This is a genomic window from Herbaspirillum sp. 1130, from assembly GCF_017833835.1.
GTDB classification, from domain to species: domain Bacteria; phylum Pseudomonadota; class Gammaproteobacteria; order Burkholderiales; family Burkholderiaceae_D; genus Herbaspirillum; species Herbaspirillum huttiense.
The window spans coordinates 1,129,469-1,150,485 of record NZ_JAFICQ010000001.1; the positions used below are offsets into that span (position 1 = coordinate 1,129,469).

At 64.5% G+C, this 21,017-nt stretch carries 22 protein-coding genes; 10 read left to right on the plus strand and 12 right to left on the minus strand.

Annotation, left to right across the window (positions count from 1 at the left end):
* Positions 1-116 precede the first annotated feature (116 nt).
* On the plus strand, positions 117-1,703 hold the full coding sequence (locus tag JOD78_RS04905; RefSeq protein ID WP_209566706.1) for a methyl-accepting chemotaxis protein: 1,587 nt from the start codon (positions 117-119) through the stop codon (positions 1,701-1,703).
* 9 nt (positions 1,704-1,712) lie between these two features.
* Here JOD78_RS04905 and JOD78_RS04910 read toward each other — a convergent pair whose 3' ends face one another.
* From JOD78_RS04910 to JOD78_RS04925, 4 genes are read right to left on the minus strand one after another with little or no spacing between them, the layout of a single operon-like run.
* Positions 1,713-2,144: a GNAT family N-acetyltransferase gene (locus JOD78_RS04910; protein WP_209566708.1), complete on the minus strand. Its 432-nt coding sequence runs from the start codon at positions 2,142-2,144 to the stop codon at positions 1,713-1,715.
* Between the two features lie 39 nt (positions 2,145-2,183).
* Positions 2,184-2,618, minus strand: coding sequence for a PaaI family thioesterase (locus JOD78_RS04915; protein WP_039787905.1), 435 nt, complete (start codon positions 2,616-2,618; stop codon positions 2,184-2,186).
* A 7-nt stretch (positions 2,619-2,625) separates the two neighbouring features.
* A complete protein-coding gene (locus JOD78_RS04920; RefSeq protein ID WP_088753589.1) occupies positions 2,626-2,928 on the minus strand; it encodes a Dabb family protein in 303 nt (100 codons plus the stop codon).
* A gap of 60 nt (positions 2,929-2,988) precedes the next feature.
* Positions 2,989-3,858 carry a LysR substrate-binding domain-containing protein gene (locus JOD78_RS04925; RefSeq protein ID WP_204726524.1) on the minus strand — a complete coding sequence of 290 codons (870 nt, stop codon included), beginning with the start codon at positions 3,856-3,858 and terminating at the stop codon, positions 2,989-2,991.
* 202 nt (positions 3,859-4,060) lie between these two features.
* Here JOD78_RS04925 and phnD point away from each other — a divergent pair, with 202 nt between their 5' ends.
* The 8 genes from phnD to JOD78_RS04960 all read left to right on the plus strand — a co-directional run bounded on the left by phnD (position 4,061) and on the right by JOD78_RS04960 (position 11,084).
* Positions 4,061-4,927: a phosphonate ABC transporter substrate-binding protein gene (gene phnD, locus JOD78_RS04930; protein WP_209566710.1), complete on the plus strand. Its 867-nt coding sequence runs from the start codon at positions 4,061-4,063 to the stop codon at positions 4,925-4,927.
* On the plus strand, positions 4,924-5,727 hold the full coding sequence (gene phnC / locus JOD78_RS04935; protein ID WP_209566711.1) for a phosphonate ABC transporter ATP-binding protein: 804 nt from the start codon (positions 4,924-4,926) through the stop codon (positions 5,725-5,727). Before phnD ends, phnC begins: the two co-directional genes overlap by 4 nt.
* Positions 5,724-6,572 (plus strand): phosphonate ABC transporter, permease protein PhnE, encoded by an 849-nt coding sequence (phnE, locus tag JOD78_RS04940; protein WP_209566713.1) that lies wholly within the window; start codon positions 5,724-5,726, stop codon positions 6,570-6,572. Before phnC ends, phnE begins: the two co-directional genes overlap by 4 nt.
* A gap of 40 nt (positions 6,573-6,612) precedes the next feature.
* Positions 6,613-7,704: an iron-containing alcohol dehydrogenase PsrA gene (gene psrA, locus JOD78_RS04945; RefSeq protein ID WP_121041512.1), complete on the plus strand. Its 1,092-nt coding sequence runs from the start codon at positions 6,613-6,615 to the stop codon at positions 7,702-7,704.
* Positions 7,705-7,735: 31 nt separating this feature from the next.
* Positions 7,736-8,563 carry a phosphonoacetaldehyde hydrolase gene (gene phnX, locus JOD78_RS04950; RefSeq protein WP_204726529.1) on the plus strand — a complete coding sequence of 276 codons (828 nt, stop codon included), beginning with the start codon at positions 7,736-7,738 and terminating at the stop codon, positions 8,561-8,563.
* A 166-nt stretch (positions 8,564-8,729) separates the two neighbouring features.
* Positions 8,730-8,864: a hypothetical protein gene (locus tag JOD78_RS28195; protein WP_256497630.1), complete on the plus strand. Its 135-nt coding sequence runs from the start codon at positions 8,730-8,732 to the stop codon at positions 8,862-8,864.
* Positions 8,851-10,377, plus strand: coding sequence for an FGGY family carbohydrate kinase (locus JOD78_RS04955; protein WP_209566715.1), 1,527 nt, complete (start codon positions 8,851-8,853; stop codon positions 10,375-10,377). The genes JOD78_RS28195 and JOD78_RS04955 overlap by 14 nt, the downstream gene beginning before the upstream one ends.
* 161 nt (positions 10,378-10,538) lie before the next feature.
* Positions 10,539-11,084 carry a glycerol-3-phosphate responsive antiterminator gene (locus JOD78_RS04960; RefSeq protein ID WP_134135816.1) on the plus strand — a complete coding sequence of 182 codons (546 nt, stop codon included), beginning with the start codon at positions 10,539-10,541 and terminating at the stop codon, positions 11,082-11,084.
* A 42-nt stretch (positions 11,085-11,126) separates the two neighbouring features.
* Here JOD78_RS04960 and JOD78_RS04965 read toward each other — a convergent pair whose 3' ends face one another.
* Positions 11,127-13,631, minus strand: a complete 2,505-nt coding sequence (locus JOD78_RS04965; RefSeq protein ID WP_209566717.1) for a DUF3141 domain-containing protein — start codon at positions 13,629-13,631, stop codon at positions 11,127-11,129.
* A gap of 138 nt (positions 13,632-13,769) precedes the next feature.
* On the opposite strand from JOD78_RS04965, the gene JOD78_RS04970 reads away from it, so the two are divergent.
* On the plus strand, positions 13,770-14,642 hold the full coding sequence (locus JOD78_RS04970) for an HDOD domain-containing protein (RefSeq protein ID WP_121041521.1): 873 nt from the start codon (positions 13,770-13,772) through the stop codon (positions 14,640-14,642).
* A gap of 20 nt (positions 14,643-14,662) precedes the next feature.
* On the opposite strand, the gene JOD78_RS04975 is transcribed toward JOD78_RS04970, so the two are convergent.
* The 7 genes from JOD78_RS04975 to urtB all read right to left on the minus strand — a co-directional run bounded on the left by JOD78_RS04975 (position 14,663) and on the right by urtB (position 20,985).
* A complete protein-coding gene (locus tag JOD78_RS04975; RefSeq protein ID WP_034333572.1) occupies positions 14,663-14,959 on the minus strand; it encodes a zinc ribbon domain-containing protein in 297 nt (98 codons plus the stop codon).
* 86 nt (positions 14,960-15,045) lie between these two features.
* The gene (fmdA, locus tag JOD78_RS04980; RefSeq protein ID WP_013234603.1) at positions 15,046-16,224 is read right to left on the minus strand and encodes a formamidase; all 1,179 of its coding nucleotides are present in this window, start codon (positions 16,222-16,224) and stop codon (positions 15,046-15,048) included.
* A gap of 48 nt (positions 16,225-16,272) precedes the next feature.
* A complete protein-coding gene (locus JOD78_RS04985) occupies positions 16,273-17,304 on the minus strand; it encodes an aliphatic amidase (protein WP_121041526.1) in 1,032 nt (343 codons plus the stop codon).
* Positions 17,305-17,333: 29 nt separating this feature from the next.
* Positions 17,334-18,023 carry an urea ABC transporter ATP-binding subunit UrtE gene (urtE, locus tag JOD78_RS04990; protein WP_034332312.1) on the minus strand — a complete coding sequence of 230 codons (690 nt, stop codon included), beginning with the start codon at positions 18,021-18,023 and terminating at the stop codon, positions 17,334-17,336.
* Positions 18,024-18,048: 25 nt separating this feature from the next.
* Positions 18,049-18,816: an urea ABC transporter ATP-binding protein UrtD gene (gene urtD, locus JOD78_RS04995; protein WP_034332310.1), complete on the minus strand. Its 768-nt coding sequence runs from the start codon at positions 18,814-18,816 to the stop codon at positions 18,049-18,051.
* Positions 18,813-20,018: an urea ABC transporter permease subunit UrtC gene (urtC, locus tag JOD78_RS05000; RefSeq protein ID WP_209567623.1), complete on the minus strand. Its 1,206-nt coding sequence runs from the start codon at positions 20,016-20,018 to the stop codon at positions 18,813-18,815. Before urtC ends, urtD begins: the two co-directional genes overlap by 4 nt.
* 49 nt (positions 20,019-20,067) lie before the next feature.
* Positions 20,068-20,985 carry an urea ABC transporter permease subunit UrtB gene (gene urtB, locus JOD78_RS05005; protein WP_039787923.1) on the minus strand — a complete coding sequence of 306 codons (918 nt, stop codon included), beginning with the start codon at positions 20,983-20,985 and terminating at the stop codon, positions 20,068-20,070.
* Between the last annotated feature and the right edge of the window lie 32 nt (positions 20,986-21,017).

The window sequence follows — 21,017 nt, forward strand, 5'->3', positions numbered from 1 at the left end:
GCACGCAAACTGCTTTATTCTTCATTCTGCATAGCAACAAAATTCGCTATATTCTGTGCCGGACTGAACGGTTCATTCTTTCTCCGGATGCAGTCGGCACTTACAAGGAAAACATCGTGCAACGAAAACTGACGGTCACCGCCCGCCTGGCGATCCTGGTGGCGGTACTGTGCGGCAGCGTAGTCCTGCTGGCCTGGCGCGACATACAGGGCATGGCGTCCAGCAACGACAAGCTGCGCTACGTCTATGAAGACCGCACCATGGCGCTGATCCACATCGCCCGGGTGCGCGACGCGCTCTACCTGAACCGCGACGTCATGGGCCGCGCCCTGATGATCGCCAACCTGCCCGCTCCGGCCATTGACGACAGCAACGGCACCAGCAGCGATCGCATCAAACCCCTGCTGGAACGCATCCCGGCGCTGGATGCGACCTTTGAGCAAGGCTGGCAAGCTTACCGGGCGACGCGGCTGGAACCTCAGGAACAGACCGAGGCGGAACGCTTCGAGCAGAGCTGGCGGCGCTACGTCGCCGAGCGCGCCGTGGTGCTGGACCTGTTGCGCAGCAACGAGCCGCTGCAGGCCAACCGCCGCTGGACCCCGCTGACCAGCGAGCTGGCCGGACTGGCGACGCAGCTGGCCACCCTGGGCCAGTTGCAGGAAAGTTTTACGCGCACCTCTTATGAGGCGGCGTTGCAGGACTATCGGCAACTGCGCACCCACAACCTGCAGATCGCCGGACTGGCGCTGGCCGTCGGCGTGTCCATTGCGCTGTGGATCATGATCAGCCTGCGCCGCCAGCTCGGTGGAGAGCCGGATTACGCCGCCCACATCGTGCATCAGATCGCCGAAGGCAATCTGGGCGTGGCGGTCACCCTGCGCCGCCGGGACCGCAGCAGCCTGCTGTACGCGATGCAAGGCATGCGCGAACGGCTCACCGACATCCTGCGCGGCGTCACGCTTCTGACGCAGGCCCTGGGCGACTCTGCCCGCCAGCTCAATGCCACTGCCCAGGACCTGGCGAGCGCTTCCAACGAGCAGGCGGCCGCCGTGGAAGAAGTACACAGCGCCATCAGCAACATCAGCCTGGCCATCCAGCAGACCGGAGAACATGCCCGCCGCACCGACCAGATCGCCCTGAACGCTGCTGCCGACGCCGACCAGAGCGGTGCGGCCGTCCAGAGCACGGTGGCGGCCATGCGCGGCATCGCGCGCCAGGTCGGGGTGATCGACGACATCGCCTACCAGACCAATCTGCTGGCCTTGAACGCCGCCATCGAGGCGGCGCGCGCGGGAGAACACGGACGCGGATTCTCCGTGGTGGCGGCTGAAATCCGCAAGCTGGCCGAGCGCAGCCAGGGCAGCGCGCAGGAGATCAGCGTGATTGCCCAGCAAAGCGTGGAATTGGCCGAGGCCACCAGCCAGCGCCTGGCCGCCGGTACGCTCAACGGCATCCGTGAAGCCTCACAGCAGATCAACAAGATCACACTGTCTGCGCGCATGCAGGAGGAAGGTGTGCAAGAAATCGGTTCGGCGGTGATGCAGCTCAATGACACCACCCAGCGCAACGCGGCCGCCTCCGAGGAACTGGCCACCACTGCGGAACTGGTGGCCGAACGGGCGCGCGAACTGACCGCCCAGCTGTGCTACTTCAGACTGGACGAGAGCCGTCCGGCGATGCCGCCGTCGGCCTCGCAAGCTTGAGCAGGACGATCAAGCGGCCGCCCCTTGCAGTCGCGCGCGCATGGTGATGTGGGGGATGCCGGCTTCCATGAATTGCTCACCCTCGCGGGCGAAACCATGGCGCTGATAGAAGCCCTCGGCATGCAGCTGGGCATTGAGGATGACTTCGGCGTCGCCACGTGCACGAGCCGCAGCAATCAAGGCCTGCAATACGGCGCCGCCCACGCCTTGGCCGCGCCCGGCCTTGCGCACGGCCATGCGGCCGATGTGCCCGTCCGGCAGCAAGCGGCCGGTCGCCAGCGGCTGGCCCGCATCGTCATAGGCCACGGCGTGTACGCAATGCGGGTCCATCTCATCGAGCTCGATCTCGGCGGGTACCTTCTGTTCATCGACAAAGACCTCGAAGCGAATCGGCTGGGCCTGCGCACGCAGCTGCTCCCAGCTGCCGGTGGTGATTTTCATGGTGGACTTCCTGCAAAAAAAAAGAACAGCGTGCTCCGCTCACTCCTGATCCAGCTTGCGCGAGATATCCAGGCGGCGAATCAGCTTGAAGGTGCCCATGGCCTTGGCCACCAGGCGATCGCCGTTGAACAGTTCGGCCTGGCAGAAGCACATGGTGGTGGAGCGGTGATAAGTGTGGCCACGCGCGATGATGGTGTCCCCGGCGTGCCCGGCCGGCTGCAGGAAACTGGTGCTCATCTCGACGGTGGCGGAGGATTTGGCATCGGGAGCGCCGGCGCGAGCTGACAGGCCCATGGCAACGTCCAGCAAGGTCATGCTGATGCCACCCTGGGCCACATGCCAGCTGTTCATGAACTCGGGCTTGAGCTTCAGCGCCATGACGGCACGGTCATTGCCGTATTCCAGCACCTCCACGCCCAGTGCTTCCAGATACGGATTCCCCTGCGGGAAGATGTCAGTAACGGACAGACTCATGCCGGCCTCAAATTTCGTAATCCATACACTGGCGCGCTTCGCGCACGGCACCGATGAAGGGCTTGATGGCCACGTGGTCCGGATGCTCCTGATAGGCGTCCAGCGCTTCGCGCGAGGCAAATTCGGAATAGAGCACTACATCGTAGGTCGCTTCCAGGCCCGGCTGGGCCAGCACGGCTTCGAACTTCAGGATGCCGGGCACCACGTTGGCACAGCTGTCCAGCAGGGCCTTCATCTTGAGCAGGTTGGTGGCCTTGTCGGCCCCTTCTGCATGGTCCTTCAGTTTCCACATGACGATATGCTTGATCACGGTAGGGCTTCCTGGTCAGAAATGAACAGTCCGTAATGATAAGCCAAAGTGCCAGCTGCCTCAGTTGCCAGCGTTGCGCTGGGCGATCTTCATGAAGGAGCCGACCAGCCGCCCTTCCCTGCGTTCGGCCAGGCAATAGACATAGGTGTGGGTGCTGACAGGATCGCCCTCAATGCGCACCATGCGGAAACGTTCATCCGCAATGAATTCTGCCTCGGAAACCGCCCCCAGGCCCAGCCCCCGCGCGACTGCTTCGCGCAAGGCTTCACGGCTGCCGATTTCCATCACGATCCGTGGGCTTGCACCGGCCTGCTGCATGGCTTTTTCCAGCGCCAAGCGGGTGGTGGATCCCTGCTCGCGCATCAGCATAGGCTGCTGGTCCAGCTCGGCCAGTGAGACCGCTTCGCGCTGGTAGAAAGGATGACTGCGGTGGGCGAACAGCACCACCGCATGGTCCGCGTAGGGCAGCGCATGAAAGCGCGCGTCGTCGGTGAAACTGGCCAGCACCGCCACGTCGGTCACGTAGTTTTCCAGGTCAGCCAGGGATTGCGCGGAGTTGCCCAGTTTGATCGACAGCTCCACCTGCGGATAACGGGCGCGATAGGCATCGACCATCTCGATCACGTGAAAAGGGCCGACCGCGCCGATGCGCAGATGGCCCACGTGCAGCGCGCCCGAATTGACCAGCAGGTTCAGGGCATCGAGCTCCAGCTCGGCGATGTTCTGCGCGATCGGCAGCAGGCGCTGGGCGGTTTCAGAAAGATCGACACGTCGCCCGCGCCGGAAGAACAGTTCCACGTTGTGCTCACGCTCCAGCGATTGCACCTGGGTGGTCAGCGTGGGCTGGCTCACGCCCAGCGCCCGGGCAGCGGCCGAAAAACCACGATGGCGTGCGACGGCCAGGAAAGCGCGCAATTGTGAAGGGGTCATCTATAGATCCTATCAATAGATTTATTCGATTTTCACGATTATATCGATAACAGGGGCGTCACAATGTCTCTTTAAGCTTCTGTCCTGTCGGCGCCGCATCAACCGCAACGGCTCCTGACGAGCGCCTAAGCCGAACCATCGGTCCTTTGGCACCCCGCTCATCGCGTCCCGTCCCCGGGACGCCCTCAACAAGGATGCAATCATGCAGCGACGCAGCTTCTTCACCCTGTGCCTGGGCGCCCTCGCCTCTGTCTTGCTGGCCGGGCCTGCAGCCGCAGTACCGCCACTGACTGTCGGCCTGATCCCGGCCGAAGATTCGCAGGCCATGCTGGAAAACAGCAAGGCCGTCATCGACAGCCTGCAGCAGCAACTGGGCATACCGGTCAAGCCCTTCATCGCCACCGACTACAACGGCATCATCGAGGCACTGCGCTCGCGCAAGCTGGATGTGGCTTATCTCGGCCCCTTCTCCTACGTACTGGCCAGTTCGGTGGCCAACGTGGAAGCCTTCGCCGTGGCCGAGACCAAGAAGAGCGGCCGCAGCTTCTACAAGAGCCTCATCATCACCCGCAAGGAGAGCGGGCTGCAGAGTCTGGAACAGTTGAAGGGCCGCACCATGGCATTTGTTGACCCCTCGTCGGCTTCCGGGCACCTGTTCCCCAGCGCCGGCCTGCAGAAACTCAACATCGATCCCAACAAGTATTTTTCGCGGGTGATCTTCTCGGGCTCGCACGACGCCAGCATCCTGGCCGTGGCCAACAAGAAGGTCGACGCCGCCGCCGTGGCCGACCGCATCCTGGCCGCGGCCGTTGCCAAGGGTGTGGTGCAGCAATCGGAACTGAACGTGGTGTGGACCTCGCCGGACATTCCCGAGTCGCCCATGGTCTGGCGCAAGGATCTGGACCCGGCCCTGAAGCAGAAGATCGCCGCCGCCTTCGCCAACATCAAGGACGTGAAATGGGGTGACCAGGGCGTCCTCAACGGTTTCGTGCCCACTACCGACGGTGCTTACGACGTGGTGCGCGAGACCGCCAAGATCCTGAACCTGGACCTGAAGGCCATGAAATGATCCACATCCGCGGCCTCGCCAAGCAATACGGCAGCCATGCCGTATTGCGCGGGATCGACCTGGACGTGCCGGCCGGCCAGTTCCTCGTAGTGCTGGGCCCGTCCGGGGCCGGCAAATCGACCCTGCTGCGCTGCCTGAACGGCCTGGTCCAGCCCAGCTCGGGAGAACTCCGGGTGGCCGGCTACGATGCCACCGACACCCGCGCCCGCCAGGTACGCCAGTTGCGGCGCCAGGTGGCGATGATCTTCCAGCATCACAACGTGGTGCCGCGCCTGTCGGTGCTGAAGAATACCCTGACCGGCCGCCTCGGTCAGGCTTCCACCCTGGCGTCGATCCTGCAGTTGTTCTCGCCCCAGGACATTGCCCTGGCCCTGGACTGCCTGCGCCGGGTGGAATTGGAACACAAGGCCCATCAACGCACCGACGCGCTCTCCGGCGGCCAGCGCCAGCGGGTCGGCATCGCCCGCGCCCTGGCCCAGCAGCCGCAGGTGATCCTGGCCGACGAGCCCATTGCCAGCCTGGATCCCAAGACCGCGCGGCTGGTGCTGCATTACCTGCGCGCCGCATCGCGGGAGCTGGGCATTACCGTGCTCTGCAACCTGCACCAGGTGGACTACGCCCGCGAGTTCGGCGACCGCATCATCGGCCTGTCCGGGGGACGCCTGGTCTTCGATGGTACCGGTGAAACGCTCAAGGAACGACATCTCGACGCCATCTACGGCGGAAAGCCCGACATGAACGAGGCTGAGTTGCCCCTGATGGCATCGGCCGTGCAGGCAGCAACAGGAGCACTGACATGAATTTTCCTTCTCCGGCCGCCCCCCCTTCAGGACCGCGCGGCTACCTGTGGACCGGTCCGCGTCCGGCGACGCTGCGCGGCTGGCTGGGATTCATGGCGATTGTGCTGCTGGCGGCCTGGATCCTGGCCTGGAGCGCTGCCGGCACGCAACTGTCGTGGAGCGAATTGGCCAATGGCCTGCCGCAGATCGGCGACTTCCTGGCGCGCTCCTTCCCGCCCAACTGGGGCTTGCTGCCGTCACTGCTGGCCCCGGCCGTCGAAACCTTGCAGATCGCCCTCTGGGGAACCTTGCTGGGTGTGCTGGGCGCAGTACCGGTGGCCTTGCTGGCCGCGCGCAATCTCAATGCCAACCGCACCCTGCATGCGCTGGTACGCCAGGGCCTCAACGTCACGCGCAGCATCAATGAACTGATCCTCGCGCTGGTGTTCGTCTCGGCAGTGGGGCTGGGGCCCTTTCCGGGTGTGCTGGCGCTGGCCGTGCACGGCGTCGGCATGATCGGCAAGTTCTTTGCCGAGAGCATCGAGGAAATCGACCAGGGCCCGTTGGAAGCCCTGCGTGCCACCGGAGCCCGGCCCCTGCAGGTGATCGTCTTCGGGGTGCTGCCCCAGGTGGCTACGGCCTGGATCGCCACCGTGCTCTACCGTTTCGAAGTCAACCTGCGCCAGGCCACTGTGCTGGGCATGGTCGGCGCCGGCGGACTGGGCTTTGAACTGGTCAACAGCCTCAAGCTGTTCAAGTACCAGGACACGGCCACCTGCATCGTCGTGGTGACCTTGATGGTGGTGGCGGCAGATGCCCTGTCGAGCCGGCTGCGGCGCATGATCCAGGACGGCCATGCCCATTGACTTCGCCCCTCCCCGTTTTGATGCAAGAGGAAAAAAAACCATGTGGCATTTTCATAATCCTGTCGATCTCCATGCCGGTGTCGGCAGCCTCGCACAATTGCCGCAGCTGCTGGCCGGCCGGCCCGCATTGCTGATCACCTTTCCCGAGGCCGCTGCCCTGGGGCTGCAACAGAAGGTCGCCGACCTGCTGGGCCCGCAACTGGTTGGCATCGACAACGGCGTCCTGCCCAATCCTGACGTGAACTGGCTGACCGGCATGTACCAGCGCCTGTGGCAGCGCCACGCCGATGTCCCCTGCCTGATCGCCCTCGGGGGCGGCAGCGTCATCGATTGTGCCAAGGCCATGCTGGCACCCACGCCGTCGGGCCACTTCGACGAACTGCTCGCGCATCTGCGCGAAGACACCCCCTTTGAACCCGATCCGGCGCATCTGAAGTCGCTCATTGCCATCCCCACCACGGCCGGCACCGGCAGCGAAGTCACGCCCTGGGCCACGCTGTGGGATGCGCAGCGCGGGCGCAAGTATTCACTGCATCGCCCCTGGACCTGGCCGCAGGCAGCCATCATCGATGCCAGCCTGATGCTGAGCCTGCCCGCCCCGGCAACGCTGGCCAGCGGCCTGGATGCCCTCTCCCATGCGCTGGAGGCGATCTGGAACGTGCATCGCAACCCGGTCTCTTCGACCCTGGCCAGCAGCGCCGCCCGCGCCATCGTGGCCACGCTGCCGGCACTCATCCGCGAGCCTGAGGACCTGGCCCTGCGCGAACAGATGGCATTGGCTGCGCTCCAGGCCGGCCTGGCCTTTTCCAATACCCGGACTGCGCTGGCGCATTCCTTGTCCTATGACATCACGCTGCAGCGCGGTGTCCCGCACGGCATCGCCTGTTCCTTCTCGCTGCCACACATCCTGCGCCTGGCGATGGGGCGCGACAGCGCGGTCGACGCCCTGTTGCTGCAGATCTTCGATGCCACCAGTACCGAGCAGGCCGTCGCGCGCCTGGCCGGCTTGCTCGAATCGCTGGGCGTGTCCACCGACCCGGCCCACTATGGCCTGCAAGACCGCTGGGAAGCGGCCCTGCAGGCAGCGCTGTGCGGGCCGCGCGGACGCAACTTCATCGCCGCAATCCATTGACTTCTGCTGACTCACTTTCAAGGAAAAACCCATGCACCCATCACTCGCCCGTCCGCGCAACCTGCAAGGCGTCATCTTCGACTGGGCCGGTACACTGGTCGACTTCGGTTCGCTGGCGCCCACGCAAATCTTCGTCGATGCCTTCAAGAGCTTCGGCATCAACCTCACCCTGCAACAGGCACGCGGCCCCATGGGCCTGTCCAAGTGGCAGCATATCCGCGTGCTGCTGGACGATACGGCCATCGCGGCGCAGTGGCAGCAGCAGAACGGCCGGGCGCCCACCGATGCGGATGTCGATGCCATCTATGCCCGCTTCATGCCGATGCAGATCGCCAAGGTCGGCCAGTATTCGCAGCCCATCGCGGGCGCGGCGCAGGTGCTGGCCTGGCTGCGCGGCCAAGGTCTCAAAATCGGTTCCTGCTCCGGCTATCCGCGCCAGGTGTTGGATGTGCTGCTGCCGATGGCGGCCGAGGAAGGCCTGCGCCCCGACCACGTGGTGGCCGGCGACGAACTGGAGGCCGGTGGCCGTCCGGGCCCCTACATGGCACTGGCCAACGTACTGGCGCTGCAGATCGATGACGTGGCCTGTTGCATCAAGGTCGACGATACGGTGCCGGGAATTGAGGAAGGTATTCGCGCCGGCATGTGGAGCGTTGGCCTCTCCCTTTCGGGCAATGAAGTGGGGCTCACGCGAGCCGAACTGGACGCCTCGCCGACCGAGGAAATCGAGCGCCTCAAGACACACGCCGAAACACGCCTGCTCGCCGCCGGCGCGCACTACGTGATCGATTCGGTGGCCGACCTGCCGCAGATCGTGGCTCATGTCCGGGCGCGGCTGGCAAGGGGTGAACGCCCCTGAAAACAGGCGGCACCGGCTGCTGCGCCATCCTTTGCGGTCGTTGACAAGCCCGTCGCCGGGCTCATAGAATTGCCCGGCAGATAATTCACACAAGAGACCATCTGCAAGATGGTCTCTTCACGCGCGCAGTGCGCAGGCCTCTTGCAGTCAACATCAGGAGAGCCCTGTGCACACCGCAGTCCCCTTGCGCGACATCGACGATGTCGCCGCCTTGATTGACTCCCGCCCCTACCGCTGCGGCCACGCCACCGCCAGCAGTGCGCCCGTTCCTGTCGACAGAAGCCGCCATGAACAGCCGTGACGGGATCCTCGCCATCGACGCCGGCAGCTCCAGCACACGCGCGGCGATCGTGACGGCCGATGGCCTGGTCTCCTGCCTGCACCGACGCCCCTTGCGCACGCACTACGCACGCAGCGGCGTGGTGGAACAGGATGCGGCGCTGATCTGGCAGCAGACCCTGGCCGCGTGCCGCGCCAGCCTGCAGCAGGCGCGGCAGAAGGGACTGCGGGTGCGCGCCATCGGTCTGTGCAACCAGCGCGCCAGCGCCGTGGTGTGGGATACCGTGAGCGGAGAACCGCTGGCACCGGCACTGTCCTGGCAGGACAGCCGGCACGCGGCCGAACTGGCGGCACTGGCACCGCACTGGGATCAGCGGCTGCGACCGCGTCTGGGGCGACCGGTCGGCAGCCGCTCGCCCTACCTCTGGGCGGCCCATCTGCTGCGCCATCAGCCGCGCGTGGCGCGTGCCTGGGCGCAAGGACGGCTGGGCTTTGGCGGCATTGACACCTGGCTGCTGTGGCAACTGAGCGGCCGCCGCCTGCTGGCTACCAGCGCGACCAATGCCACGGCCTGCAACGCCTATGTACTGGACGCGCATGCCTATGCGCTGGACTGGCTGGAGGCGCTTGGCTTCCCCGCCGGGCTGCTGCCCACGCTGTGCCAGGATGCCGACGACTACGGCCGCAGCGACGCTGCCGTTCTCGGCGCCGCCCTGCCGATTCGCGCCTGCGCCGGAGATCAGCTGGCCGCTGCCATCGGGCAGGGTTGCCTGGAACCCGGCCAGGCGCTGTGTCAGCACGGCACCGGCAGCTTCATCGACGTGCTGGTCGGCCCGCGCGTTGCACTCGCCCCCGCCGACAGCACCGCCGAGGCCAGCGTAGTAGTCACCGCCAGGCGTCAGAACGGCGTCTCCCACTTCGCCCTCGAAAGCTACACCGCCTCCACCGGAGCCGCACTCACCTGGGCCTGCCAGCGCCTGCGCTGGTTTCCGGATGCGCGCCAGCTGCTGGCCCTGGCGGCCAGCGTGAGTTCGGCCGGCGGCGTCAGCTTCCTGCCGGCGCTGGCCGGGATGCAGTCACCGCAACGCCAACCCGCAGCGCGAGCAGCCCTGCAGGGGCTGTCGCTGGCCACGGGCCGCGCCGAAGTGGCACATGCGCTGGTGGAGGGAATCGCGCAATCGGTGACCGCGTGCGTCAGTGCCAGCGCCGACACGGCCGGACTACCGGTCTCGCGGATCATGAGCGGCGGTACGCTGGCCAGCAGCGACCTGCTGCTGCAGTTGCAAGCCGACCTGTCGGGCGTAACCACCTGCCGCACCCACCAGAGTGCGCACGCCAGCCTGCGCGGCATCGCTTTCCTGGCCGGCAGCCATGGCCTGCTGTGGGATGACTTGCCCCAGGCCTGCGCCCGGACCCGGTTGCAGGCGGTCTTCAAGCCACGCATCGACTTCGCCGAGCGTGCCTGCCGCCGTGCCCGGTGGCAGGCACGGCTATGTGCCGAGCTGGACCATGTGCGCCAGGAAAACACACGCTAGCCGCGCGTTTTCCATTCGCCTTTCTTTCTTGCTTCTCTTTTTTCACTCTGGAACCTTGCATGCGCTCTCCCTCTCCCCCTCGTTCCCCGGCACGCGCCGCCGCCGCGCCGGCCTCCCCTGACGACCGCTCCCTGCAAGCCAGGCTCAGGCGGCATCCGGTCATGGCAGCGGTCTATGGAACACAGCACCTGCCAGCCTTTCTCGCCAGCGCCGCTGAAGTCGGCATCGTTGCCAACGTGGAGTTGCGTGAGTTGCAGGCGCTCAGCACCCGTATCCGGGATGCGGGCAAGTTCCTGATGCTCAATGTGGATACCTGTGAAGGACTGGCGCAGGACAAGGCCGCCATCGATTATCTGGTCGCCCTGGGCGTACCGTCGCTGGTGTCAACGCGGGTGGCCACGCTGCTGCGGGCCAGCCGGGCCGGCATGATCACCATGCAGAAGGTATTCGTGACCGATCGCACCACCTGGCCGCGCAGCCTGAAGGCGCTCGAACAGAGCGAACCCAACCTGGTGCAACTGATGCCGGCACCGATGCTCACGCAACTCAAGCCGGCGGACCGCGCCGTGCTTCCGCCCATCGTCGCGTCGGGCTTCGTCTGCAATGCAGACGATGCGCGTGCGGCACTGGAGGGTGGCGCGGTGGCCTTGTCCACCAGCGAGCAGGCCATGTGGAACCTGCCCGCCGGGACTTTCGGCAAACCATGAAGGCCATCCGCAAAGGGCAACGTGAACCTGGCCTTGAGTGTTTCAGCTGCGCTTGGACCGCGTGCGCGCCGGTGTGCCGCTCCTGGTGGTCTTGGTGGTCCCCGTGGCTTTGGCGATGGGCGCAGACTTCGCTGTCTTGGCTGAGGTCTTGGTCTTGGCGCTGGCAGGCTTGGCCGAGGGTGCGCTTCTGACCGGCTTCGGCGGCGTACTCACCTTGGCCGGCTTGGCCACGGACGCAGGCGGGCGTGCGGCCCGCTTGCGCGGTGCTGCCGCCGGTCGCGCCGGTTCCTCATCAGACGACGGCAAGGTCAGCGCATCATCGTCTTCACCGATGGCCTTGGTCAGCTTGCGGGCCAGCGCGATCACGCGATCGGGATCGACCTCCAGCGTTGCAACCAGCAGTTCGATGATTTCCGAGCGCGGATTGGCCAGCGTCGGTTCGATCATCATCACCGCCGCTGCCAGTGCCAGCGCGCGCTCGCGCGAGGCTGCATCAGGCAGCATCTGCCCGAGTGCATTGAGCGCCTCCACAGGGGCCACCGCGGTAATGCGTGCCTGCTCCTTCAGCAACTGCACCCAGTTGGTCTGGGGCGACACGCTGGCATGCATGTTCGGCAGTTGCGCCAGCAGCCTGGCCAGACGCAGGCTGCGCCGTTCGAACGCACCGATGGAGACCATGCCGGCGATGACGATCCGGCAAACCGCTTCGGCAAAACCGCCGTCGGCTATCTGGCCAATGACCGTATCACGGTAGCTTCCCAGCTCCTGCTGCGCCCAGCGCTGGGCCAGATCGGCATCCGGCTCGCGCGGCGGCAGCCAGGCACCCAGTCCGGTCGGACCGAACAGCTGGCGCGTCATCCGTACCGTGCGGGCATCGCGCTGGTCGCGCCAGGCATTGAGCTCGTCGGTGATCTTCTGCGCCATGCGGCGTTCGTATTGCTTCAGCGGATGGTCGGGGTCGAGTTGTACCCGGTGCGTGCGCGCGGCAGCAGCTTGCTGGCGAATGAAGGCGGCGGCCGGGTGCTTGTCCGAGAACAGTTGCCGCTGCATGCGCAAGGGATTCATGCGCATCAGTGCATTGGCGCTGTCGCGGGTCGCCGTCATGCGCACCCAGGGCCGGACCCAGGTCTTGTACCACTGCGCATTGAGTTGCGACCACTGGCTGATGGTCGAGAACAGCGACTCTTCCTCTCGGCCTTCGGGATTGAGCTTGCGCAGGTCTTCCATGGTGCGGTGCTGGTAGTGCACCGTGTAGTCACCCGGCTCCAGCGCATCCCAGCGCTGGGTCGCGCGGCCGTCCTTGCGTTCCAGCTTCATTTCGTAGAGCCCTGGTGGCAGGCTCTCGATGACGTCCAGCGAGCTGACCAGCTGGTCGTGTTCCTTGAGCGCCACCGAGCCGCCCACGAAGATGCCCAGATGGCCCACGCTCTCGTGCAGCACGTAGATGATGGTGCGGCCGGCGGCGGCGATGGCCCGCTCGTCGCCCCAGACATCGATGATCCAGTTCAACGCCTGCGGCGGCGGCGTGATGTTGTCCCCCCAGGAGGCGAAGACCACGATGGGCGCCGTGATGTCGCGCAGATTGACTGCCCTGCCCTTGACCTCCAGCTCTCCGCGCGCCAGCTTGTTGCCCACGAACAGATTCTCGGTGATGGCCTCGATCTCTGCCCCGGTCATTCGGAAGAAACCGCCCCACCAGCGTTCGAATTCCAGGAAACGCGCTGCCTCCTGATCGACTCCGGCCCAGAGGTTGTAATACTTGCTCCAGAAGGTATTGGCCGGATTGAGCTTCTCGAAGTTCTCGACCAGATAGGCGCCATCGAAGCGGTCGGCCCCGAGATCGGCAGCCAGTGAGGCCAGCCAGGTCCCGCCGAGGTTGGCGCCGCTGTAGCGCATGGGATTGAGCGTGGAGCTGCCGGCCCAGTAGGAGGCCGGGGCACCCACCATCATCAGCGGCCCGAACAGCTCGGGCCGCACGGCATCGAGCGTCATCATGGCCCAGCCGGCCTGGCAATTGCCGATCACTACCGGCTTGGCCGGGCATTGCGGATGGCGGCGTATCACTTCTTCGAGGAAGCGCGCCTCCGCATCCATCACGGTGACCAGCGTCTGGCCCTCCTCGGGCTCGGGCCGGAAAGTGACGAAATACACGGTATGCCCGGCCTTCATCGCCATGCCCACTTCCGAATCGAACTTGAAGCCGCCAATACCGGGGCCGTGTCCGGCGCGCGGATCGACCACCACCACCGGTCGTGCCTGCGGATCGACCGGCAGGCCCGGCGGCGGTTGCAGGCGCAGCAAGGCGTAGTTGCAGGGCTGCGGCAGGTCGTGACCGTCCAGCACCAGTTCGTGCTCGAATTTGAGGAGCGGCGGCGTGCCCTGCTCCAGATGCTCCAGGTAGTCATTGCCCCGGTCGAGCAAGGTATCGAGGAAAAGGAAACTGCGCTGTACGCAATCCTGCACATAATTCGGTACATCTCCCCACGCCCCGGCGGGCGTGACGGGCTGCTCGGGAGGATGCGGGTCGGACGTCTTGCGGCTTGCCATGGGTGCACTCCGGTCAAGTGAGACTTCCATCATACTGACCTGGATCGTCAGCAAATCGTCCGAACTCTGCGACAATGGAACCGCAATTCCCGGAATTGCCTGCAAAAACCACACAAACCATTGCATGGAGGAACTGTCATGGAGCTCAAGAGCCTGGTAGACCAGCCCGGCAAGCTGCCGACCATCCCCAAGGTCGTGCAGCAGCTGATGACCAGCTTCAACAGCGAGGAAGTCTCGGCCCAGGATATCGCCCACCAGATCGCGGCCGACCCGACGCTCACCGCCAAACTGCTGCGACTGGCGAACTCGGCGTTCTTCCATGCTTCGCGCACCATCGGGACAGTCGACGATGCGCTGCGCATGCTGGGTTTCATCATGGTGCGCAATCTGGTGCTGGGCAATGGCATGGTGGCGGCCTTCAAGAGCACGCGCGGCATGGAGCTGCCGCAGTTCTGGCGACATACCCTCTACACCGCAGTGGCAGCGCGCTGGCTGTCCATGCACGCCGGCATCCACGGCGAAGACAATGGCGACGCTGTCTTCACCGTCGGCATGATGCATGGCATCGGCCAGTTGCAACTGCATGCGGTGGCCGCCGCGACAGTCGCCCCGCTGGACAAGCAATGCAACGTGCTCGACGGCGACCGCGCCGAACGGGAAAAGCAGGCCTGGGGCTTTCACTACGCCGATGTCTCGGCCGAACTGGCGGCGATCTGGAATTTCCCTGAAGCGCTGGTCACGGCACTGCGCTCGGTGCCTGATCCGCTGGCAGCGGGCCGGCTCGACCGCGCCGCTGCCTGGGTACACCTGGGCGCGTGGGCCGCGCGCGTGACCGTGCTGTCACTGGATGACGAAGCCGCACTGGCCACCTATCCGGTGGCCGTGGGCAAGAGGCTGGGCGTGGATCCGGCCTGGATGCCGGTGCTGGTGAAGCGCGATCCCGACAAGGCCGAGCGTGCCATGCCCTCGCTCACCGAACTGGCGGCGGGGCTGGACGCCATGCTGGAGTAACTGGAGCAATCCGGCCGGCCTCAGGTCGCGCAGATGCTGCAGCTGTGGCCCTTGCAGTTGTGCAGCACGCTGCTGCGGCCTGCCCCTGCATGGGTGCCCGGCCCGGTCGCCCCCTGCCCGGCCAGTTGCTCGGCACCGTTGCGCGGCTGCCAGCGATGCTTGACCTGCAAGCCGACATGACCGCCCGTGGGCATGGGTGAGGCGGCCGTCTCCTCCTTGCAATAGGGACAGCAAGTCTGGCCGTGCAATCCCTGAAGGGGAATGAGGCGTTCGAAGATGCCTTCGCAATGGCTGCAACGAATGTCATACAAGGGCATGGGGACTCCTTCACCAATCCGTTATCACGAAAAAAACCGGCCAGGCCTGCGCCCGGCCGGGAACACACACGTCACTGCGTTGATCGCTAGCCCTTGCGGCCCCAATAGGATTTGTCGTTGAGCATGCCCTTGGGCGTGATGTCCTGATCGAAGATGGAGGTCGGCAAGGCCACCGTGCAGGCGCAGTTGGGAATATCGACGATGCCGCCGATGCGCCCTTCCACGGGCGCGGCCGTCAGCAGCATGTAGGCCTGGCTGCCGGTGTAGCCGAAGTGGGTCAGGTAGTCGATGGCCTTCAGGCAGGCCTGGCGATAGGCCACGGTGGCGTCGAGGTAGTAGTTCACGCCGTTTTCCACACTGATGCCTTCGAAAGTCAGCCACTGCTCGTAATGCGGCTTGACGATGCTGGGCATGAAGATGGGCGAGGTGATGTTGTACTTGGCCATGCCGCCCTTGATGAGGTCGAAGCCGACGTGGCTCACGCCATCCATCTCGATGGCGCCGCAGAAACCGATCTCGCCATCACCCTGCGAGAAGTGCAGGTCCCCCATCGAGAAACCCGCGCCCTTCACGTACACCGGGAAGAAGATGCGGGTGCCTGCCGACAGGTCCTTGATGTCGGTGTTGCCGCCATGCTCGCGCGGCGGCACGGTGCGGGCGGCAACCTTGGCCATCTCGTCGAATTTCGCACCGGTCAGGCCGCGCAAGACGGCAGTGCTGGGGTTCGGTGGTTGCGCCAGACCCTTGGCGGCCAGCGGCGCTTCCCGGCGATTCCACTCAGCCAGCAGATCGTGGGACGGCAGACAACCCATCAGACCAGGGTGGGTCAGGCCTGCGATGCGCACGCCCGGAATATGGCGCGAGGTGGCATACAAGCCCTTCAGGTCCCAGATCGCCTTGTCGGCTTCGGGGAAATAATCGGCCAGGAAGCCGCCGCCGTTTTCCTTGGCAAACACGCCCGAGAAACCGACCGGGGTGACCGGCTTGATGTCCAGCAGGTCGATCACCAGCAGGTCGCCCGGCTCTGCACCCTCGACGTGGAAGGGACCGGTCAGCGGATGGGCGCGCGTGAGATCGACGTTCTTGACGTCGGAGACGTCGTCGGTGTCCTGGATCTGCGCGTCGAGGAAGTCCAGCGACTCGATCAGGATGGATTCGCCCGGCTTGACCGAGGCCAGGAAAGGCAGGTCCGGGTGCCAGCGGTTGTGACCCAGTTCAGCCTGCTCTGCCAGCGGGACGCCGGGCTTGATCTTGAAGTGTTGCATGCGATCTCCTTGGTGGTGGATGTGTGATGAGGCCTTGCGCCTTCGGCCTCAGGCTGCCGGCTCGGTGGGAATCCCCGGCATCGGGCATTCGGGCGTACCGGCACTGTTGCGCGTCAATGCCTCGACCTGGGCGCGTGCAGCCGCCGGGTCGTTGACCCAGGTGCGATAAAAGTCGAAGGGACACTCGGCCACGCCGGCCGGGGATTCGCCAGAATTGATCTTGCCGGTGTAGCCGCGATGCAGCAGCTTGTAGAGGTGGTTCTGCGACTGCCAGTTGCGGCGTGCATCGCGGATGGCCGAGACCGACAGTTCGGCATACTGGATGCCCATCTCTTCGGTACCGCACTCGCCCAGCGTGCGGCCGTCGAAACCGACGATGGCCGAATGGCCGAAGTAGGAATAGACGCCATCGAACCCTGATGCATTGGCCACGGCCACATACAGGTTGTTCATCCAGGCCATGGCCTTGGAGACCATGATCTGCTGTTCCTTGGCCGGATACATGTAGCCCTGGCAGCGCACCACCAGTTCCGCACCCTTCATGGCGCAGTCGCGCCAGATCTCGGGATAGTTGCCGTCATCACAGATGATGAGGCTGATCTTCAAGCCCTTGGGGCCGTCGCAGACGTAGGTGGTATCGCCCGGATACCAGCCCTCGATGGGCGTCCACGGCATGATCTTGCGGTACTTCTGCACGATCTCGCCCTGGTCGTTGATGAGGATGAGGGTGTTGTAAGGCACCTTGCGCGGATGCTCCTCATGGCGCTCGCCGGTGAGCGAAAAGACGCCCCACACGCCGGCGATGCGGCAGGCTTCGGAAAAGATGGCGGTTTCGTCGCCGGGGATGGTGGCGGCGGTCTCGAACATTTCTTCACGGTCATACATGATGCCGTGGGTGGAATACTCGGGAAACACCACCAGGTCCAGCCCTGGCAGTCCCTGCTTCATGCCGACCAGCATGGCGGCGATCTTCCTGGCGTTCTCCAGTACCTCGCCGCGCGTATGCAGGCGTGGCATCTTGTAGTTCACCACGGCCACGCCGACGGCGTCCCGGCTGGCTGAAATGTCTCCGTGTCGCATGGGCTTGCTCCTCTGAAAAGACGGTCGGATCAGACCGACAGATACTTGCTGATGGTGGGCGCATCGACGTTCTCGCGCGTGTCCTCGTAGACAAAGCGGCCCTTGTCGATGACCAGAAAACGGTCCGCAATCTCCAGCGTGAAGCTCAGCACCTGCTCCGAGACCACGATGGTGAGCGCACGGATCTTGCGGATTTCCTTGAGGCTTTTGGCGATGTCCTTGATGATGGAAGGCTGTATCCCTTCGGTCGGTTCATCCAGCAGCAGCACGCGCGGGTTGGTCGCCAGTGCGCGCGCAATGGCCAGTTGCTGCTGCTGTCCGCCGGACAGGTTGCCGCCCTTGCGGGTGCGCATGTCATAGAGCACCGGGAACAGCGAATACAGTTCATCGGGCACCTTGCCCTTGGCCGATGCGGGCAGGCCGGTCTGGATGTTTTCCAGCACCGTCATGTGCGAAAAGATCATGCGCCCCTGCGGCACGTAGGCCACGCCGCGCTCGACGCGCTGGTGGCTTTCCAGGCCACCGAGTTCCACGCCATCGATGCTGATGCTGCCGCCGCGCAGCGGCAGGATGCCCATCAGGGTCTTGAACAGCGTGGTCTTGCCCATGCCGTTGCGGCCCATGACGGCGACGATTTCTTCCTTGGCCACCGACAGGTCGACATCGTGGATGACCTTGCTCTGGCCGTAGCCGGAGGCGAGTTGCGAGACTTTGAACATGGCAGGCTCCGAGGGTGAGGAAAGTTCAGTGACCGAGATAGACGTCGATCACCTTGGGATCGGACTGCACCTTCTCCATGCTGCCTTCGGCCAGGATTTTTCCCTGGTGCAGCACGGTGACCTTGTGGGCGATGCTCTTGACGAAATCCATGTCGTGCTCGATCACCACCACCGAGCGGCCCTGGCTGATGCGGCCCAGCAGCTCGGCCGTCTTTTCGCGTTCGGACACGCTCATGCCGGCCACCGGTTCATCCAGCATCAAGAGCTCCGGCTCCTGCATCAGCAGCATGCCGATCTCCAGCCACTGCTTCTGGCCGTGCGAGAGCAGGTCGGCTTGCGTATGCAGCTGTTCGTCCAGGAAGATCTCGGCAGCCACCGCTTCCACCCGCGCCACCACATCCGGCGAACGCTTGAAAGTCAGCGCGCCGAACACCTTGCGGCCACGCGGGAAGGACATCTCCAGGTTCTCGAACACGGAGAGGTTCTCGTAGATGGACGGGGTCTGGAACTTGCGTCCCACGCCTACCCGCACGATGGCGTGCTCGCTCATCTTCGTCAGTTCGTGATTGTTGAACTTGATGCTGCCGGAGGTGGCGCGGGTCTTGCCGCAGATCAGGTCCAGCACCGTGGTCTTGCCTGCGCCGTTGGGGCCGATCACCACGCGCACCTCATTGCGCTGCACGTAGAGATTGAGCTTGTCGACTGCCTTGAACCCATCGAAAGACACGGTCAGGTCTTCGATGGCCAGGACCGGATGGGCGTCCGATTCGAAACCGATGGCGTTCTCGCTCATTTGCTGGCCTCCAGAGTCGCGCCCGGCTCGATGCCATCGCGCTTGGGTTCAGGGGTGGATGCTCGGGAAACCGGCTTGGCGGCTTCTGCAGCAACGGGGGCTACCGGCTTGGATGGGCCGCGCAGCTTGTCCATCAGGCGCTTGCCCTGGGTCTGCCAGAGACCGGCCAGGCCATTGGGGAAATACATCACCACCGCGATGAAGAGACCGCCCATCAGGAACAGCCACAATTCGGGGAAGGTTTCGGAGAAGTAGGTTTTGCCAAAATTCACCAGCAGCGTTCCGTACACCGCGCCCAGCAACGACATGCGGCCACCCACTGCAGCAAAGATCACCATTTCGATGGAGGGCACGATCCCGACGAAGGACGGCGACATGAAGCCCACCTGCAGCGTGAACATGGCCCCGCCGATGGCCGAGAACATGGCCGCCGCACAGAAGACGAAGACCTTGAAGCTGGCCACGTCATAGCCGGAGAAGCGCACCCGTTCTTCCTTGTCGCGCATGGCCACCAGCAGGCGGCCCAGCTTGGACCCGAGCACGTAGCGGCCAAACAGGATGCAGCCGAACAGCAATCCCGCATTGACGAAATACAGCACCAGCTTGGCGTGGTCGGTGCGGATATCCCAGCCCATCAGAGTCTTGAGGTCGGTGATGCCGTTGACGCCGCCGGTCAGCCCCTGCTGGCCGATGATGAGGATGGACAGGATGGCCGCAATGGCTTGCGTGACGATGGAGAAATACACGTCCCCCACGCGGCGCTTGAACATCGCCAGCCCGATCAGCATGGCCAGCGCGGTAGGCACCACCAGCACGGCAAGAATGGTGAAGGCAAAACTATGGAAAGGCTCCCACATGGCCGGCAAGGCGGTGATCTGGTTCCAGTCCATGAAGTCGGGGATGCCCGGCGTGGACTGGATCTTGGTGCTGATGGGGTCAGAGGCTTCGAGCTTGAGGAACATGGCCATGCAATAGCCGCCCAGTCCGAAGAACACGCCCTGCCCCAGGCTGAGGATGCCGCCGTAGCCCCAGCACAGCACCAGGCCCACGGCCACGAAGGCGTAGGACAGGTATTTGCCCACCAGGTTGAGACGGAACATGTCCATCGTCAGCGGGAACACCACCAGCAACAGGGCTGCCATCACCAGCAGGCCAAGCGCACCGGAGCGCCCGCCCAGCAGTTTTTCATAGGCTGCATTCATCATCGGACCTCGCTCATGTAGTTGGATCGGGAGTGGCCATCTTTCACGTTCATTTGCGCACCTTCGCCGAGAACAGCCCTTGCGGACGCAGCATCAGGATCAGGATGACCGCCGACAAAGTCAGCACCTTGGCCATGGAACCGGTCAGGAAGAATTCCGCCGTGGACTGCGTCTGCGCGATCGAGAAGGCCGAAGCGATGGTGCCGATCAGGCTTTGTGCGCCGCCGAAGACCACCACCAGGAAGGTGTCGACGATGTAGAGCGATCCGCTGGTCGGGCCGGTGGAGCCGATGGTGGTGAAAGCCGCACCGGCCACGCCGGCGACGCCGCAACCCAGCGCGAAAGTGGTACGGTCCACCTTGCGGGTATTGATGCCTACCGCTCCGCTCATGACGCGGTTCTGCATCGTGGCCCGTACCTGCAGGCCCCAGCGTGAACGGAACAGCAATACGAAGATGGCACCGGTGAGCAGCACCGTGAGGCCCATCATGAAGAGACCGTTCAAGGGGATATCGATGGCATCGGTCGGCTTGAAGGAACCCATGAGCCAGTCCGGCAAGGTGGCGCTGACTTCCTTGGCCCCGAAGATGGAACGGAAGGTCTGCTGCATCGCCAGCGACAGGCCCCAGGTCGCCAGCAGCGTATCGAGCGGACGCTTGTAGAGGCGGCTGATGAGCAGCAGCTCGGTGAGATAACCCACGCCATAAGCCACGGCGAAGGACAGCACGATGGCCACGAAGAAATAGAAGGGCTGCAAGGCCGGCGCATAGGTGGTGGTCAGGTGCGACAGCAGGTAGGTGATGTAGGCACCGATGGTGAGGAATTCACCGTGGGCCATGTTGATCACGCCCATCTGCCCGAAGATGATGGCCAGGCCCAGCGCCATGAGCAGCAGCACGCAGAAGACCGAGAGGCCATTGAAGCCCTGCATGGCGAAGATGGCGCCGAATTCGGATAGAGAAACCATGATGACTCCCGACGGGGCAGAGTTGCCGATTG